The sequence below is a fragment of the Buchnera aphidicola (Hyalopterus amygdali) genome (assembly GCF_964059015.1).
In the GTDB taxonomy this organism is placed as follows: Bacteria; Pseudomonadota; Gammaproteobacteria; order Enterobacterales; family Enterobacteriaceae; genus Buchnera; species Buchnera aphidicola_BN.
The window spans coordinates 480,207-497,498 of the sequence record NZ_OZ060383.1 but is presented as its reverse complement, the minus strand read 5'-3'; the positions used below and the strand labels follow the sequence as shown (position 1 = coordinate 497,498).

The following is a 17,292-nucleotide window of genomic DNA, read 5'->3' as shown; positions in this document are numbered from 1 at the left end:
TGAATTGCATAAAAAAATAATATATAGATTTAAATGAAAATGCAAGAGGATTGTCATGATAGAGCGTACTACTGAATTAGTTCAGTGTTTTCGCCATAGTGTTCCTTATATCAATGCGCATCGCGGCAAGACATTTGTAATTATGCTGAGCGGAGAAGCAATTAAATATGGAAATTTTTCTGGTATTATCAATGATATAGGATTACTTCATAGTTTAGGTATTCGTTTAATTGTAGTATATGGTTCTTGCCCTCAAATTAATGCTAATTTAAACGAAAAAAAAATTAAAATAATTTATCATAAATATGTTCGCATTACTGATATATTATCTTTAGAACAAGTTAAACAAGCCGCGGGGAGATTACAATTAGATATTACTGCACGACTTTCAATGAGTCTTACTAATACCCCTTTACAAGGTGCAAATATTAATGTTGTCAGTGGTAATTTTATTATTGCTCAACCTTTAGGTGTAGATGACGGGATAGATTATTGTCATAGTGGTCGTGTTAGAAGAATTGATAAAAAAGCTATTGATTGTCAGTTGAATAATGGATCTATAGTCTTAATTGGTCCGGTAGCTGTTTCTGTTACAGGAGAAAGCTTTAATTTAACATCTGAAGAAATCGCTACAGAAGTAAGCATTAAATTAAAAGTAGAAAAAATGATAGGTTTTTGTGGTAAACAAGGTGTTGTTGATAATAAAGGAAAAACTATTTCTGAATTATTTCCCGATGATATAAAAAATAAAATCAAAAAATTAGAAAAAAAAGGTAATTATATTTCTTCCACAGTTCGATTTTTAAGAAGTGCTATAAAAGCTTGTAAAAGCGGAGTCAATCGTAGTCATTTAATTAGTTATCATAAAAACGGAGCATTGTTGCAAGAATTATTTTCTCGTGATGGAATTGGTACACAAATAGTTATGGAGTCTGCTGAAAAAATTAGGCGAGCAAATATTCATGACATTGGTGGTATATTAGAATTAATTCGTCCTTTAGAAAGGGAAGGAATTTTAGTTCGTAGATCAAGAGAACAATTAGAAATAGAAGTAGATAAATTTACTATTATTGAACGTGATAACTTAACTATTGCTTGTGCCGCATTGTATCCTTTTTTTAAAGAAATGATAGGAGAAATGGCATGTGTAGCTGTACATCCTGATTATCGTAATTCTTCGAGAGGAGATTCTTTACTAAAAAGTATAAAATTAAATGCTATAAATATGAAATTAAGAAAAATTTTTGTTTTAACTACTAAAAGTATCCATTGGTTTCAAGAAAGAGGTTTTGTTTTAGTAAATGTAGATATGCTACCTGAAAGTAGAAAAAAAATGTATAATTATCATCGCTGTTCTAAAATTTTAATGATTGATTTAATTTAAATTTTAAGACTTTTCATCAATATATCTTTTATTGAAAAAATTTTTATTGTTTTTCGTGCTCTTGTAATAGCAGTATATAAAATATCTTTTTGCAAAATTTTTAAATCTTTATTTGGAAGTACTAATGATATATTATCAAATTCAGAACCTTGTGCTTTATGTACAGTAATCGACCAAGAGGTTTCGTAATTGCTTAATATATTTACGGGGATATTTTTAATAATATTATTTTTTCTTAAAAAAGATACTTGTAAGATATTTTTTTCATCAAAATTTGTAATTCCCATATCTCCATTTGATATTCCTAAATATTTATTATTTTCTGTTATTAGGATAGGTTTTCCTATATACCACAATTGATTATTTATATAAAAGTATTTATTAATGATATTTTTTTTATACATTTCATCTTCTAAAATTTTATTAATAAAATTTACGCCAAAATAGCTGTTTCTTACTAAACATAAAACTTGATGATGTTTTAAAAATTTTAATATTGTTTCTATATTTTCTTTTTTTTGTATTTGATCCCAATATATTTTATTACTATAAATAATAGTATTAATCATATTTTTATATTGTGTTAAAGAATTTACTTCGTAAAAAAAAACATTTTTTATTAAATTTTTAAATAATTTATCAAAAACTTTCTCTGAATTGTTATATATTGCATTTGATAATATATAGATCCCCGTTTTTTTTTCAAATCTGTAGTTTTTTTCAAGAACGCATATTTTATCACTTATGTATGATGTATTTTTTTTATTTATTTTTTTATCTAAAAAAATATCATTTTGCATTATTTTTTTTAGAATTAACTTTGTTTCAAAGCTATATCCATCCTTTGCGTAATTAATAATGTATTTTAAAATAGAACTTGATTGTATTGGTTTCAATTGTTTATAATCACCAATAAAAATTATTTTAGTTTTTTTATTAAGTGCTGATAATATATTGTTTATCATTAGAATGTCTATCATTGATGATTCGTCAATGATTAAAACATCAACATTTATATTATTATTTTTATTAAAAAAAATTTTTTCAGATATTTTTGAAATTCCTAGTAATTGATGTAAAGTTATAGGGTCAAAAAAAAGTTGTTTTTTTTCTTTTTCAGTAAAGGAATTATAAAACCATGTTGTGTTTAACATCTCTATTAAACGTGCAGTAGCCTTTCCTGTTGGTGCAGATAATTGAATTTTTATTTTTTTTGTTGAACTTTTTATTAATGCGATAATAATTTTTAATATTATCGTAGTTTTGCCTGTTCCAGCACCTCCAGTGATAAAAATAATGTTATGTATTAGAGTTAATGCGACTGCTGTTTTTTGTAAATAATCTTTTTTTCTAGGAAATAAATTATTTAATATTTTGTGTTTTTTTTCTATATTAGTTTCTTTAAGTTGATTTTTGCGTGATAAAAATTCTAGAAATACTTTTTCTGCTTTCCACATCTTATAGAGATATATTTTTTTTTTAAATATTACTAAAGGAGTGATACTAGAACCATCACTACATGATGAACACTGTAATAATTCTAATGACCAATTTATTTTTTTTTTATTTAAGCATTCTAAAATTTTTTTAGTATATTCTTTTTTTAAAATAGAAAAAAAATATTTTTTTTCAAAGTATTCTATGGGTAAAAAAATATGACCATTTTTTTTTTCAAAACTAACACAAGCAGCTACCAACATGCAAATAGCGTTATTATTTGAAATAAATTGTGCAAAAGAATAATCCATTACACTTATAATTTTTTTTTTACTAATTTTTTTAATAAATCAGAAATATGCATAATGATTAAATTTCCTATTAGATTGAAAATAAATACATTAATTTTTTAATTAATGAATAATCTGGAACACAATAAAAAATGCTATTTTTTGTATTAATTCCTCGTAAAAAAATGTAAAATATTCCTCCAAAATGAGTTGTATAGTGATATGTTTTTATTTTTTTCTTAAGATATTGATGTAGTGCTAAGGTATATAGTTGATACTGTAAATTATATTGATTTTCAATCATTTCCTTTTCTATATTTTTAAATGAATAATAATCATCATTTTCACCTAAATAATTAGATTTATAGTCAACTATATAGTATCGTTTTTTCCAAACAAAAACTAAGTCAATAAATCCTTTTATAACCCCACTAACAGGATGAAGATATATTTTTGAATCTATAGAATTAGAATTTATTTTAAAAGAGTGAACAATTTCATTAAAAAATTTTTTGTTAAATTTATTCTTTATTGATAAATAAAATTCTAGTTCTTTTGCATATTTTGTTTGTTTTAGTGTTCCTAAAGTAATTTTTAAATGATTTAATTTGAGGTTTAAAATATTGTTGATCCAGGATATTAATATTGGTGTCCAAATTTCTGAGAATCCGTTTTTTTTTAACATAAAACTAAAATAGTTTATATTTAATGGAACATGAAAATTTATTTGTTTTAATATTTTATGAATCAAAATCCCTGTTTCGTTACCTCTGGGGAAGTTGTGAATTGTTGGTTTTTCATCTTTTTTTTTATAAAAAATTGATTTTATATATTTATATTGACAGTTATCTAAATGTTTTTTTTCTTTTTTTAATTGTGTAAAACTTGTTATTTGAAAAGAACTTTCTATTTTTTTAAGTAAAAATATAGGTTTAGATAATAAATAAATATCATTTTGACTAAAATGACGTTTTAATTTTATTTCTTCATATTTTAATTCAAAGTATATTTTTTTATTTAAAAGATTTAATTCATATAATAATTCCTTATAGTTTATAACTTTTCCACCTTTTATAATATATCCTAAAGCACTTTTATGAATATCATTATCATTCCCTTCTCTTTTTTGTCTTTTGTATTTAATTAAAGAAGCTATTCCTATACTACAATGATACATAGCTCTTGTTAAAGATACATATAAAAAACGTAAGTCTTCTGCCAGTCTTTCTTCATCAGACTTTTTTAGAGTCATAGGGTTTTTATTATTATCAAAAATTTTTTTTGATGTTTTTCTGTCATGATATAAGTATAATTTTGATTCCTTAAAATCTATACTAAAAGGTATCCATACAATAGGATATTGTAATCCTTTTGATTTATGTATACTAATAATTTTTATAGATTTATTTTTTTGGATGTTTCGGACGTTTTCGTTGTCTAATGGAATATTTTTTTCTAAAATTTTTTTTTCAAACCAACGAATTAGAGCATGATGTGTATAGCATTCTTCACATTGTTTTTCTAACAGTTCGGCTATATGCAAAAAATTTACATTTTTTTGTTGATTTGTATATAATTCAACATCATTAGCATATTTTTGATATTCCAATATCATAGTTTTGATAGTATGGAAAATACCTATTTTTTTCCATATATTATTATATTTATATAATTTTTCTATTAATAAATATGATATTTTTTCTTTTTTTTGTTCTCTTATTTTACGAATAATAATTTTATTTAAAATATGTATTAAAATAGATTTTTTTAATAATTTTATATCTGTTGGATTTGCAATAGATTTGAGTATAGTAAGAAGTTCATATGCATCAAAAGTTTGAAATATATTTTTATGAGGGGATGAATATGTTGATGAAATATTAACTTTTTTTAATGAATCTATAATAATTTTAGCTTCTTTTTTATTTTTAACTAATACCACAATATCTTCTTCTGTTACTTTTTTTTCTTCTTGATCTTTGTTTATAATTATTGCTCTCCCATTTTTTGAACAGTGTAACCAGTAACTAATTTCATTTGCACATTGTTTTCCAATCCAATCTTGATATTCTTCGATGAATACTTTTTCTTTTTTTTTAAAAAATATATGAATTGCTTTTTGTGCCTCTCCCTTTATTTTAAATTGCATATTTATATTTTTATGCGATGGTAAAACAGGTTGAAATGGAATATTTTCAAAATAAAATGAATTTTTATTTCGTGAAAATAAATAATTGATTGCTTTACACATATGTATTGAGGAGCGCCAATTTATATCAAGATAATAATAATTCTTAATTTTTGATTTAGCACATAAATATGTAAAAATATCTGCCCCCCTAAAACTATATATTGATTGTTTAGGATCACCAACAAGAAACAATGCTGTTTTTTCATTATTATATAAAGTATTAAAAATTTGATATTGCGTAATATTAGTATCTTGAAATTCATCAATTAATGCTATTGGATATTTTTTAATTATTAGTTTTCTTAAAAATTTTTCTTTTTTTATTTTTTTTAAAAGAATTTCTAATAAATCATCAAATCCTAATAATTCTTTTTTTTCCTTTTCTTTTTTTATAAATTTGGGAATATTTTTTATAGCATAAAATAAAATTATGCTTTTTAAAGAAAAATTTTTTTTTAATATTTTTTCAATGTCTTCAAAAAAATGATGTTCTTGTATATTATAATTTGTTTTTTTTTCTATATTTTCTTTCGAAAAATATTTTAAAAAAATTGGAATTTTATAGTTTTTAGTTTTAGATTGTGCCCATTGTGTAATTTTTTTTTGCCATTTAAAAATATTAGATTCATGGTATATTCTTTTATTAACTTTTGATTGAGAAATTATTTTTAATATTTTTATGTAATAACATAACCATTTTTTTTTGAAAATATTAATTTTATTTATAATATTCTCATGAAACGTTATTAAATTTTGATTTTTATGGAATTTTTTTTTAAATTGTATTGATGAATTTGTTGTTAATATTGCTTTAATTTCTTTTAAGAGTACATCTGGATTATTGTACTCTTCATAAATAATTTCAATAATATTTTTTGGAAGATTGTAAAATAAGTATCTCCAAAAATCTTGTGTTGCTTGTAAATATAAAAAAGATTCATTTTCAATTATTTTTTTGTTTAAATTAAATGAACTATATTTAAATATATCTTGACAAAATCCATGTATTGTATAAATAGCAGCATTGTTTATATTTGTTTTTGCTTTTTTCAATATAGAAATAGCTTTTTCTAAATTTTTTATTTTTTTTAAAAAATACCCGAATATTGGATCTTCACTTTTTTTATTTATACAAGATATATATAGTTTTTCAATGTTTTCTTTTATTCGTATATATAGTTCTTCTTTTGCAGCATTGGTGAAAGTTACTACTAATATTTCTTGTACCAGTAATTTTCCTATTTTTTTTTCTTCTGTTAGTCCTAATAATAAACGTAAGTATAATAGTGCAATTGTAGTAGTTTTTCCAGTTCCAGCAGAAGCTTCAATTAAATTAATTCCACTAAAAGGAATTTTTAATATATTTAATTTTTTTTTCATTATATTAATTTTATAAAGTATTTTTATTTTTTTTGATATTTTAGTATTGGAGTAAACCATTTTTGGGAAATTTTACAAATTTTTTTTATATCCAATGTAGAAATAACATTTTTTATATATAAATCTTCTTTTTCTCCTTGTATATATGTATCTCCTATCCATGTTTTACATAATACTTTATATGCTTTTCTTTTAATGATACTAGATTCACTAATACAACGATTTTTTTTATCATATATTTGATCAAGCCAATTTAATCCAGATTTTATGAGTAATAGAGGATTTTTTATTCCTTTTATGTATCCTTGAACATAATTTAGAAGGTATTCATTTGCTATATTATTTGGCAAAGGATAAAAAGAGTAAATTTGTTTTTTATATCCTATTATTTTACTTTCTTCAGTTCCTCCTAAAATACAGTAAATTAAGTGTTCTATCCATAGAGATATGCGGTCTTGGTGATTAATAGTACCTAATTTCCATCTAAGTAGACCTGTATTTTGTATTTCATTTAAATTTCCAATAATATTATATTTTTGAATATAGATATTAAATTTTTCTTTTTTAGGTAAAATACGATATTTTTTAATTACTTTTATTATCTCTTCTATTTCTTTTTTTGTTTTTTTTAAGAAAATTAATCCAAAATTTTTATATGGTAAAACACCAGATAAAATAATTTTTTTAAATGTATTTTTTACATCTTCATTTTTTAATAGTTTTTTAAAAAGCATTTCATTTATTTTAAATTTATCTAAGTAATTTATTGAAAATGGTTCCGTTATAATATTTTTTTTTTTATTTGAAAATTTACATTTAATACAATGTTAAAAAAATATTTTATTGGATTTTTCCAAAATTGAATTAAATTTTTTAAATTAATTTTCATTAAAGGATTTAATTCTGATTTTTGCATAGGAAAAATTTGATTATATATTTCTTTTTTTATTTTTTTTGTTTTTTTAACTATATTAGTATCAATATTTTTTATTTCATAAAGATGATTTTTTTTATGTTTTTTTAAAATATTTTTTATATATTGATTTTTTAAAAAATAGAAATTTAATTTTATATAATTTAATAATTGATCGATTAATATTGACGGATAGATTTTACTATTATTTTTTTCGGAATATCCTACGTAGCTGATATAGAATAGTTCTTGAGTAGAAATAAAATTTTGAAGGAATATATAATAACTTTCTCTACAAGTATTATAATCACCTATATATGAATGCTTATTTAGTAAATTAAAAGAATTTGTGATATCTTTTTTAGGTATTTCTTTATTATCTGCTCCAAGAAGACATTTTATTTTAAATGGAATATAGCATATTAAAGATGGATGACAAAAGTTTATTACTCCTGGTAAAAATTTTTTATAATTAACATTATTCATAATGTGTGAAAATTTTTTTTTCAGTACACTAATAGGAATTTTTTTTTCATAATTCGATATTAGTGCATCGTCAATCATTTTAACCCAATTATTTTTAATAAAAGAAATATTTTTTTCTAATTTTTTGTTTTGATTTTTATTCTGATAAAAAAAGTCGTTGATAAAACATTGAAATAATGATCGCCAAGATGCAATTTTTTTTGGATAAGACAATTTTTTATGCCATTTTTCAGCTGTTTTAATTAAAATTATTAATTTTTCTATTAATTTTTCTCTTGAACTATCAATAGTAGTAAAAGATAAAGTATCATTCCAAATTTTTTCTTTTTCGTTTATAGCATAACTAGTTAGTAATTTTTTAATGCCATAAAACCAGGAATTATAATTTTTTTTAAAATAAAACAAGCTATTTTTTTCTTTTTCGTGAAAACCCCATCTTATATTTGCCTTTTCAATCCAATTATATAAAATATTTATTTCTTCTTCTGATATAAAAAAATTATTTGCTATATCTGGTATATTAATTAAATCTAATATTTCTTCATTATTAAAACGGATATTTGAAATATTTAATATTTTATTAAATATAAATAATATTTTTTTTATTGAATTAGAATATTTTTTACATATGTAAAAAGGTATTGTTTCTTTTTTGTTATCAGATTTAAATATACAATTAATATAATTTATATAATTTTCCAATGAAAATGAGGTGACAACAATATCGCCAGCTTTTATTTTTGAATTCTCATTAAAAATTTTTAATAATGTATGATACAAAATTTCAATTTCATGTTTTTTATTATGGCAAACATTTATTGAAATAGAGTTATCTTTATCTAAAAAATATTTTTTTTTTGATGTTGTTTTTTTTTCATTAATTTTTAAAAAATTATTTTTTATTGCATTTAATAAATTCTTTTTTTTGTTTTTTTGAAAAAAATAATTAAATTGTATATTTTTAAATTTTTTAAAAAAGAACAAATAATATTTTTCATGTTTTTCCCACAAATGTATTAATGAGTTTTCTAAAATATCTTTTTCTAAAGATGATTTTTTATTAATTAAACTTGTATGACATATATTTTTTTTGTGAGCAGTGATAAATAAGAAATATATATCTGTATATATACTGATCTCTTTAAATATTTCCATATATGTCGGATTTAATTTAAAAGAAGAAATAATAAAAATTCTTTTCGGAAATTTGATTTTTTTTGTTTTAATAAGTATTTTAAACTTTTCAAACAAATTTGAAAAATGATGTGATGGTTGTTTGAGTGATTTTGTACATTGGATAATATTTATCCATAATTGTACTTGCCATATATTATTGTGGTCTAAAATAGACGTTTTTTTATATTTTTTTTCCCATTCATTTATCCATTTTGGTCTATACAAAAGGTATTGTTCATATAAACAAGCCATTAAAAATGAAAAATCAAATTTTTTATTTATCTTATCACTTTTTTTTATAAATTGAATAAAATTATTTTTTTCTATAATTTTCATAATTTTCCAAGTAAGAATAGACTTTGAAAATATATTTCTTTTTTCAAGTTCAGGAAAAATTTGTCTAAATATTTTCCAAATAAAAACATTAGGATAAATTAATTCAAAGTCTGCTGAAATTCCTGTTTTTTTAGCTATAAAAAAGTTTAAATATTGAAATAAAATTTTGTTTTCATTAATAATTACTTCTTTTTCAAAGATATTAAGAAGAGGTTTATTTTTAATTATTTTATACATTTCTAAAAATAAAATATTTATTTGATTTGATTGATAAACAAAAAACATAAATCCCTCATCTTGTATAAATAAAAAATTAAAATATGTGTATTATAAGTATATAAAAAATTAATTTTTATTTTTTTTATAAAGATGTACATCTAACTGTGGGTAAGGAATATTAATGTTATTTTCATCTAGTGCTTTTTTAAATTTAGCCATTAAATCCCAATACACTGCATTTAATTGGTCAGTACTACTCCAGCATCGAACAACAAAATTTAAAGATGATGGACCTAATTCACTTAAACCAATAATAATATCTCGATCTTTTATAACTCTATCTTCATTTTCTATAACGTCTCTTAGCACTTTAATTACTAAGTCAATATCTGTGTTATATGACACGCTAATAGAAAATTCATTTCTCCGCGCTGGTTCTCTAGAATAATTGATAATGTTCCCGGAAATTATTTTATTATTTGGTACCACTACAATTTTACCATCTAGTGTACGTAAGGTCGTATAAAATATATGAATATTTAAGACTGTTCCTGCTACATTACCTAAATTTACATATTCACCTGCTCTTAATGGTCTTAAAGTTACAAGTAATACTCCTGCTGCGAAATTGGATAAAGAACCTTGTAGCGCCAATCCAATTGCCATACCAGCAGCTCCTAATATAGCAATGACAGAAGTAGTTTGTACTCCAATTCTTCCTAATGAAGCTATTAATGTGAAAGTAATAATAATATATCGCATCAATGCAGAAAGAAATCCAGCAATAGTAGCATCGATATTACGTGTAATTAATATTTGATTTACTCCGTTAGATATTACTTTAGCTACAAACATGCCGGCAAATAAAATGATAATAGCGGATGTTAAATTAATTATATATCCGAATAATAATTCTTGATTTCGTATTAACCAATTTCCAGCATGATGAATATCGCTTACTACATTTAATTCGTTCATTTTTATTTTGATCTTTTTATAAAGTGAATACTTATTGGAATATAAATTCCAGTTTAGAACTCTAAAAAAGAGTTGATTTGATTTTTTTTTAAAAATATATTTTAAATTATTTCGGAGAATATTTTTATTTATTCCCCGTATTTGAGCATAAATTTTTTATAAAATATTATAAGCATTTAATTCTTTAAACGTTTTTTCTAACCTTATAGACATAGATTTTTGAGATTGTCTTATCCATGTTCTAGGATCATAATATTTTTTATTTGGTATGTTTTCTCCATTTTCGTTTCCTAATTGTTGTTGTAAATAACTTTTGTTTTTTTTATAAAAATTTAAAACACCCTTCCAAGTTGCCCATTGCATATCGGTATCAATATTCATTTTTACTGTCCCATATTTAATTGCTTTTTTTATTTCTTCTATATTTGATCCTGAACCTCCATGGAATACTAGATTCAATGGTAGTTTCCCTAAATTGTTTTTCATACTGACGTATTCCTGCGATTTTTTTAAAATCTCTGGTTTTAAATTAACATTTCCGGGTTGATATACGCCATGTACATTTCCAAATGCGGCAGCAATACTAAAATTTGTACTAATTTTACTCAATTTTTCATATGCATAATTTACATCTTTAGGATGAGTATAAAGTAATTTTTTATCTATTTTACTATTATCTATACCATCTTCTTCTCCTCCTGTACATCCTAATTCAATTTCTAACATCATATTCATTTTTTTTATCTTTTTTAAATATTTTTTGCATATATAAATATTATCTTTTAATTTTTCTTTTGACAAATCAATCATATGTGAAGTAAAAAGCGGTTTTCCAAAAGTTTGATAATATTTTTCTCCTTCTATTAATAAGCCGTCGATCCATGGTAATATTTCTTTGTAGCAATGATCTGTATGAAGTATTACAGGTATTTTATAATATTTAGCCATTAAATGAATATGTTGTGCACCTGATATAGATCCTTGAATAGCTTGATTATGTTGATTTTTTGAAAATATTTTTTTGCAACCTGCAATAAAAGCAGAACCACCATAAGAAAATTGTATAATAACTGGTGATTTTATTCTATAAGCAGTTTCTAAAACAGTATTGATTGAATCAGTACCTATACAATTAATAGCTGGTATTGCAAATTTCTTTTTTTTAGCTATTTCAAATATTATTTTACATTCATCACCTGTTACTACTCCAGGTGGAATAGAATTTAAACTTTTCAAGTTTTTTCCTATTATCTATTTTTTTATTAATATATATAAGATTGTTTTTAAAATTTTTTTTCTAACATTTTTATTGCTGGTAGTTTTTTTCCTTCTATAAATTTTAAGAATGCTCCACCTCCTGTTGAAATATAAGAAATTTTACTTTTTATTTTAAACATATCAATAACAGAGATTGTGTCTCCTCCTCCAGCAATTGAAAATCCGTTATTTTGTGCGATTGTTTTTGCAATCATTTCTGTTCCTTTTCTAAAATTAGGAAATTCAAACACTCCTACTGGTCCATTCCAAAGAATAGTTTTTGATTTTTGAAGGATTTTAATAATTTTTTTTATAGTTTTATCTCCAAAATCCATTATTTCTTCGTTTTTTTCAATTTCACAAGGTAATTTTATTATACATTTTTCAGTATGACAGAAATTTTTTCCTACACGTGAATCAATTGGTATAATAATATTATTATATTTGTCACGTAATTTTTTAGCTTTTGATATAAATTCTGGTTCATGTAATGATTTACCAATATTATAATCAATAGCTAAAAATGTATTTGCTATACCCCCTCCAACTATTATTGTATCTGAAATTTGAGCTAATTTATTTAGTACATTAAATTTTGTTGATACTTTCGCTCCACCTACGATAGCTACCATAGGACGTTGTGGATTTTTTAGTGCTTTTTTTAAAGTATTAATTTCAGATATCAAGAGAGGTCCGGCACATGCAATGTTTGCAAATTTCCCAATTCCATATGTTGACGATTGTTTTCTATGTGCACTCCCGAACGCATCCATAACAAAAATATCACATAAATTAGCATATTTTTTAGATAAATTTTCGTCATTTTTTAATTCCCCTACATTAAAACGAACATTTTCTAATAGCAATACTTCTCCTTCATTTATTTTAATTTTATTTATATCATTAGAGAAGTAAATTTTATTTCTTTTTAATTTTTTCTTTAAATATTCAAATATAGGTAATAATGAATATTTTTTTGTATAACATCCTTCCTCTGGACGTCCTAAATGAGACATAACAATTACTTTAGCTTTTTTTTGAATTGCTAATTCGATAGTAGGAAGAGCTGAAATTATTCTAGCATCTGATTGTATAACTCCATTTTTTATTGGAACATTTAAATCAGTTCTAATTAGAACTTTTTTTCCTTTAATGTCTAATTCAGTCATTTTTTTTAGATTCATAAAATTGCCTATTTTATTAGTAATATTCTAATTTTTAAACCATGCTTTTATACCATCCAGAAACATTTGTGTAGATAGCATTATTAATATAAGACCCATTAATCGTTCTAGTGCATTTACACCTTTATCACCAAATAATTTTAAAAATAAACTAGATAATAATAATATTATCACTGTAAAACACCATGCAATCATCAGCGATCCTACTAAATAAGACATATGATTTAGATATTGATGGGATAATAACATTAATGTGGCTAGTAAAGATGGTCCTGCTACTAATGGAATAGCAAGAGGTACTAAAAATGGTTCTTCTAAAGAGTTTCCAGTATTGTTTTCTTCTGAAGGGAAAATCATTTTAATTGCAATAATAAATAATATAATTCCACCAGAAATTGATACTGTTTCAGTTTTTAAATTAAGAATAGTTAGTATATTTTCTCCAACAAATAAAAATAATAACATAACTATTAAAGCTATAATCATTTCACGTATAACTACTATTCTTCGTCTCTTTTTATCTAAATTTTTTAGTATTGTCATAAAGATAGGAAGATTACCTAAGGGATCCATTATTAAAATTAGTAATATAGTGGTAGAAATTATTTCATTCATTTTAATTTATTATTTCCTTGTAAAAATGTAAAGTTTAAAGATATAAATTTTTAATGGTATATACTTAAAAAAAATATTAAAAATTATATCTATGATATAGATATACTATTTTTTTAATATATATATAACAATCTTAATTTTAAGATACACTTGTAATTTTATAGTATATTAAAATTTTAAAAAATTTTTTAAAAAAATAATTTTTTTAAAAATTATACATTTATTTTTATTTTTGGAGGACGGGAAGTTTTTATTTTAAATCAATTATTTGTTAATTTTAATAAAATTATTGTTTATTTAAAAATCCGTATATTGATTTATGGCAAAGTCGGTCGGAATAATTGGTTGGCGTGGAATAGTAGGATCAGTATTACTAAAAAGAATGGAAGAAGAAAAAGATTTTTTAAAAATCGTTCCTCATTTTTTTTCTACTTCTCAACCTGGTCAAGATGGACCTACTATAAATAATGTTGTATTTAAAAATTTAAAAGATGCTTATAATATAGAATTGTTAAAAGAAATGGATATTATTCTTACTTGTCAGGGAAGTTCTTATACTGAGAAAGTATATCCAGAATTGCGTAATAAAAATTGGAAAGGTTATTGGATAGATGCTGCATCTACTTTACGCATGAATGATGATGCCATAATTGTATTAGATCCAGTTAATTTAGATATTATAAATCATGGGTTAAATAAAGGCATTAAAACCTTTATAGGTGGAAATTGTACTGTTAGTTTGATGTTGATGGCTTTGGGGGGATTATTTAAAAATAATTTAATAGATTGGATATCTGTATCTACTTATCAAGCAGCTTCTGGTGCTGGTTCTGGTTTTGTAATTGAATTATTAAAACAAATGGGTTTTTTATATAATGCAGTTTCTAAAGATTTATTAAATAATTCTTATTCAGTTTTAGATATTGAAAGAAAAGTCACTCAAGCAATTTGTCATCAAGGTTTTCCGTTGAAAAATTTTTCTGTACCTTTAGCTACTAGTTTAATACCTTGGATAGATAGAAAGATGAAAAACGGTCAAAGTCGAGAAGAGTGGAAAGGACAATCTGAAACAAATAAAATTTTAGGTTTAAAAAAAAATATATTAATTGATGGGACATGTGTTCGAATTAGTTCAATTCGATGTCATAGTCAGTCATTTACAATCAAATTAAATCAAAACCTTACATTAAAAAATATTGAAGAAATAATTATACAGCATAATAAATGGGTCAATGTTGTTCCTAATAATATGGAAGAGACAGTTTGTAATTTAACTCCTACTATCGTAACTGGTACATTAAATATACCAGTAGGGAGAATAAGAAAATTAAATATGGGTAACAAATATCTTTCTGCGTTTACTGTTGGTGATCAGTTATTATGGGGTGCCTCTGAGCCTTTAAGAAGAATATTGAATTTATTAATTAAAACATAATATTTTTTTATTGAATACTCTTTATTAATATACACACACAGTGTGTATATTAATTAGTTTAATATTTTTTACTAATTTAATTAATTTTCCTTTAAATTTTGTCCTTTTTTTAATAGATAACGGTATGGTTTTATGTTAATAGCATGATCTATAAGTTCATGTTTCATAAAGTTACAAAAATATGGAATATCTCTTTTAGTAGACGGATCATCTGTTAGAACTAAAATTTTTTCATTGATTTTCATTTTTCTTAATTTTTTTCTTATTAACATAATGGGATCTGGGCATCTAAGACCAATTAAATTTAGTACAATATTTTTTTTCATGTTTGTATTTTTTTATAATAATTTTTTATACAAATTTTTTGATAGAATGTATTTTTCTATGTTTGAAGGTAGTAATCCTTTCGCGTTTTTACCTTCATAATAATTTTTTCTTATTTGAGTTGACGAAATATTAATAGTGGGCATTGTAGAGAAAAAAATATATCCATATGGTTTTTTATGTAATATATCAATATCTTTAATAGTATGAGAAATAATCCATTCTTTTAATTTATTATTATTTTTTTTTTCATATTTTCTAGGACAAATAATTAAATGTGATAATGATAATATTTTTTCCCAATCCTTCCAAAGATTTAAATTATTTAGATTATCTTCACCTATTATAAAACATAATGGTTGCAAATATCCTATTTTTCTTCTTATTTTTTTTAATGTGTCGATCGTATAAAATATTTTATTTTTTTTTATTTCTAAGTAACTTATTTTAAATAATTGATTGCCATCAATAGCAAGCTTAATCATATTGATTTTATCTAGTATAGATGTTTTTGTCTGATTACGGTGAGGAGGTCTATGATTGGGTAGTAATATTATTTTTTTTATTGAAATTTCTTGTACTAATTTTTTAGCACAGGTGATATGACCATAATGAATAGGATCAAAATTTCCTCCAAAAATTGCATATATTTCTTTCATCTTTTTTTATTTTTATGTAGATGTGAAAGATAATAATAATGTTAATGTTTTTAACTCTATCCATACAGAGTTATCATATTCTTTTTTAATTTTTTTTTCTATTTTTAGTAAAATTCGAATTATTTTTAAAAAATGATTAAAATTTATAACATTTAGAGCATGTATAAAAAATTTTGATCTATTAAGCCAAACATTATTTTTTCTTAAAAAAGCATTTATATCTATTTTTTTTTCTCTTTTCATATTTATTAAAATTAATAAATCGTTTTGGAGAGATCGAACTAAAAAAATAGGATTGTATTTTTTTTGAAAAAAACTATCTAATATATAAATAGCTTTTTTTGTATTTTGACTGAAAATAGCATTTATCCAATGTATAGGAGAAAAAATTGAAAAATTATCAATAATCTGTTTTACCTTCTCGGTTTCAATATTTTCACATGGCCAAGTAATAGAAATAATATTTAATATTTGATGTGCAAATAATGTATTTCCTTGGTAATATTTATATATTAATAAAAGAGAATCCTGTTTTATTTTTAAATTTCTTTCTTTTATCTCATATTTTAACCAGTTTTTAAATGCCCATTCGTATGGTGTAAAACAAGATATGATATTATTTTCTTGGTCAAATGTTTTAATTATTTTGCTTTTTTTTATAGCATTAGATAATGCATAAAATTTTACTATTACTAGTATATCTGTATTCTTAATAGAAAGTATTTTATTTATATGATTAGTTAATGATTTATCTATTTTTTTTATAATAAAATTTATTACTAAAATATTTTTTTTAAAAAAAATATTTTTTAATTTATAAAAATTAATGATTTTATTCCAATCTGCGTTTTTTTCTATATTGATAATGCTTTTTTCTAAAAAATTTTTCTTTTTTGCAAAATTTAATATTAGTTTTTCATTTTTATTTAATAAAAACAAATCTTCTCCTAATAAAATATATAAACAATGTAATTTCTGTGTTAATTTTTTTTTTAATTCTTCTGGGTATATAATGTTCATATTAATAC

At 22.4% G+C, this 17,292-nt stretch carries 13 protein-coding genes; 2 read left to right on the top strand and 11 right to left on the bottom strand.

What is annotated here, in order from left to right; all coding sequences use genetic code 11:
- Positions 1–55: 55 nt before the first annotated feature.
- Positions 56–1,384: an amino-acid N-acetyltransferase gene (gene argA / locus AB4W74_RS02320; protein ID WP_367681850.1), complete on the top strand. Its 1,329-nt coding sequence runs from the start codon at positions 56–58 to the stop codon at positions 1,382–1,384.
- On the opposite strand, the gene recD is transcribed toward argA, so the two are convergent.
- The 8 genes from recD to AB4W74_RS02280 all read right to left on the bottom strand — a co-directional run bounded on the left by recD (position 1,381) and on the right by AB4W74_RS02280 (position 13,846).
- Entirely contained in the window at positions 1,381–3,168 is a 1,788-nt protein-coding gene (gene recD, locus AB4W74_RS02315) for an exodeoxyribonuclease V subunit alpha (protein ID WP_367682257.1), read from the bottom strand. The genes argA and recD overlap by 4 nt on opposite strands.
- Before the next feature lie 34 nt (positions 3,169–3,202).
- Positions 3,203–6,682 (bottom strand): exodeoxyribonuclease V subunit beta, encoded by a 3,480-nt coding sequence (recB, locus tag AB4W74_RS02310; RefSeq protein ID WP_367681849.1) that lies wholly within the window; start codon positions 6,680–6,682, stop codon positions 3,203–3,205.
- Between the two features lie 23 nt (positions 6,683–6,705).
- Positions 6,706–7,416, bottom strand: a complete 711-nt coding sequence (locus AB4W74_RS02305) for a hypothetical protein (RefSeq protein WP_367681848.1) — start codon at positions 7,414–7,416, stop codon at positions 6,706–6,708.
- 47 nt (positions 7,417–7,463) lie between these two features.
- Complete coding sequence (locus AB4W74_RS02300) at positions 7,464–9,878, bottom strand: exodeoxyribonuclease V subunit gamma (RefSeq protein WP_367681847.1); 2,415 nt, start codon at positions 9,876–9,878, stop codon at positions 7,464–7,466.
- 60 nt (positions 9,879–9,938) lie between these two features.
- On the bottom strand, positions 9,939–10,790 hold the full coding sequence (gene mscS, locus AB4W74_RS02295; protein ID WP_367681846.1) for a small-conductance mechanosensitive channel MscS: 852 nt from the start codon (positions 10,788–10,790) through the stop codon (positions 9,939–9,941).
- Positions 10,791–10,946: 156 nt separating this feature from the next.
- Positions 10,947–12,026 carry a class II fructose-bisphosphate aldolase gene (fbaA, locus tag AB4W74_RS02290; protein WP_367681845.1) on the bottom strand — a complete coding sequence of 360 codons (1,080 nt, stop codon included), beginning with the start codon at positions 12,024–12,026 and terminating at the stop codon, positions 10,947–10,949.
- Between the two features lie 47 nt (positions 12,027–12,073).
- Positions 12,074–13,231 (bottom strand): phosphoglycerate kinase, encoded by a 1,158-nt coding sequence (locus AB4W74_RS02285; RefSeq protein WP_367681844.1) that lies wholly within the window; start codon positions 13,229–13,231, stop codon positions 12,074–12,076.
- Positions 13,232–13,258: 27 nt separating this feature from the next.
- Complete coding sequence (locus AB4W74_RS02280) at positions 13,259–13,846, bottom strand: YhgN family NAAT transporter (RefSeq protein ID WP_367681843.1); 588 nt, start codon at positions 13,844–13,846, stop codon at positions 13,259–13,261.
- Positions 13,847–14,165: 319 nt separating this feature from the next.
- On the opposite strand from AB4W74_RS02280, the gene asd reads away from it, so the two are divergent.
- The gene (gene asd, locus AB4W74_RS02275; RefSeq protein WP_367681842.1) at positions 14,166–15,281 is read left to right on the top strand and encodes an aspartate-semialdehyde dehydrogenase; all 1,116 of its coding nucleotides are present in this window, start codon (positions 14,166–14,168) and stop codon (positions 15,279–15,281) included.
- Positions 15,282–15,361: 80 nt separating this feature from the next.
- Here the strand turns inward: asd and tusA are convergent, their stop codons facing one another.
- Genes tusA through holA form a run of 3 tightly spaced genes read right to left on the bottom strand, consistent with a single transcriptional unit; the run spans position 15,362 to position 17,284 of the window.
- Positions 15,362–15,607, bottom strand: coding sequence for a sulfurtransferase TusA (tusA, locus tag AB4W74_RS02270; protein WP_367681841.1), 246 nt, complete (start codon positions 15,605–15,607; stop codon positions 15,362–15,364).
- A gap of 12 nt (positions 15,608–15,619) precedes the next feature.
- Positions 15,620–16,264, bottom strand: a complete 645-nt coding sequence (gene nadD, locus AB4W74_RS02265) for a nicotinate-nucleotide adenylyltransferase (RefSeq protein WP_367681840.1) — start codon at positions 16,262–16,264, stop codon at positions 15,620–15,622.
- 12 nt (positions 16,265–16,276) lie between these two features.
- Positions 16,277–17,284: a DNA polymerase III subunit delta gene (gene holA / locus AB4W74_RS02260; protein ID WP_367681839.1), complete on the bottom strand. Its 1,008-nt coding sequence runs from the start codon at positions 17,282–17,284 to the stop codon at positions 16,277–16,279.
- Positions 17,285–17,292 lie beyond the last annotated feature (8 nt).

Excerpts from the sequence above, each read along its gene's own strand:
- argA (WP_367681850.1), top strand. The coding sequence starts at position 56 with ATGATAGAGCGTACTACTGAATTAGTTCAGTGTTTTCGCCATAGTGTT.
- recB (WP_367681849.1), bottom strand. The coding sequence starts at position 6,682 with ATGAAAAAAAAATTAAATATATTAAAAATTCCTTTTAGTGGAATTAAT.
- AB4W74_RS02305 (WP_367681848.1), bottom strand. The coding sequence starts at position 7,416 with ATGCTTTTTAAAAAACTATTAAAAAATGAAGATGTAAAAAATACATTT.
- AB4W74_RS02300 (WP_367681847.1), bottom strand. The coding sequence starts at position 9,878 with ATGTTTTTTGTTTATCAATCAAATCAAATAAATATTTTATTTTTAGAA.
- mscS (WP_367681846.1), bottom strand. The coding sequence starts at position 10,790 with ATGAACGAATTAAATGTAGTAAGCGATATTCATCATGCTGGAAATTGG.
- AB4W74_RS02285 (WP_367681844.1), bottom strand. The coding sequence starts at position 13,231 with ATGAATCTAAAAAAAATGACTGAATTAGACATTAAAGGAAAAAAAGTT.
- AB4W74_RS02280 (WP_367681843.1), bottom strand. The coding sequence starts at position 13,846 with ATGAATGAAATAATTTCTACCACTATATTACTAATTTTAATAATGGAT.
- asd (WP_367681842.1), top strand. The coding sequence starts at position 14,166 with ATGGCAAAGTCGGTCGGAATAATTGGTTGGCGTGGAATAGTAGGATCA.
- tusA (WP_367681841.1), bottom strand. The coding sequence starts at position 15,607 with ATGAAAAAAAATATTGTACTAAATTTAATTGGTCTTAGATGCCCAGAT.
- nadD (WP_367681840.1), bottom strand. The coding sequence starts at position 16,264 with ATGAAAGAAATATATGCAATTTTTGGAGGAAATTTTGATCCTATTCAT.
- holA (WP_367681839.1), bottom strand. The coding sequence starts at position 17,284 with ATGAACATTATATACCCAGAAGAATTAAAAAAAAAATTAACACAGAAA.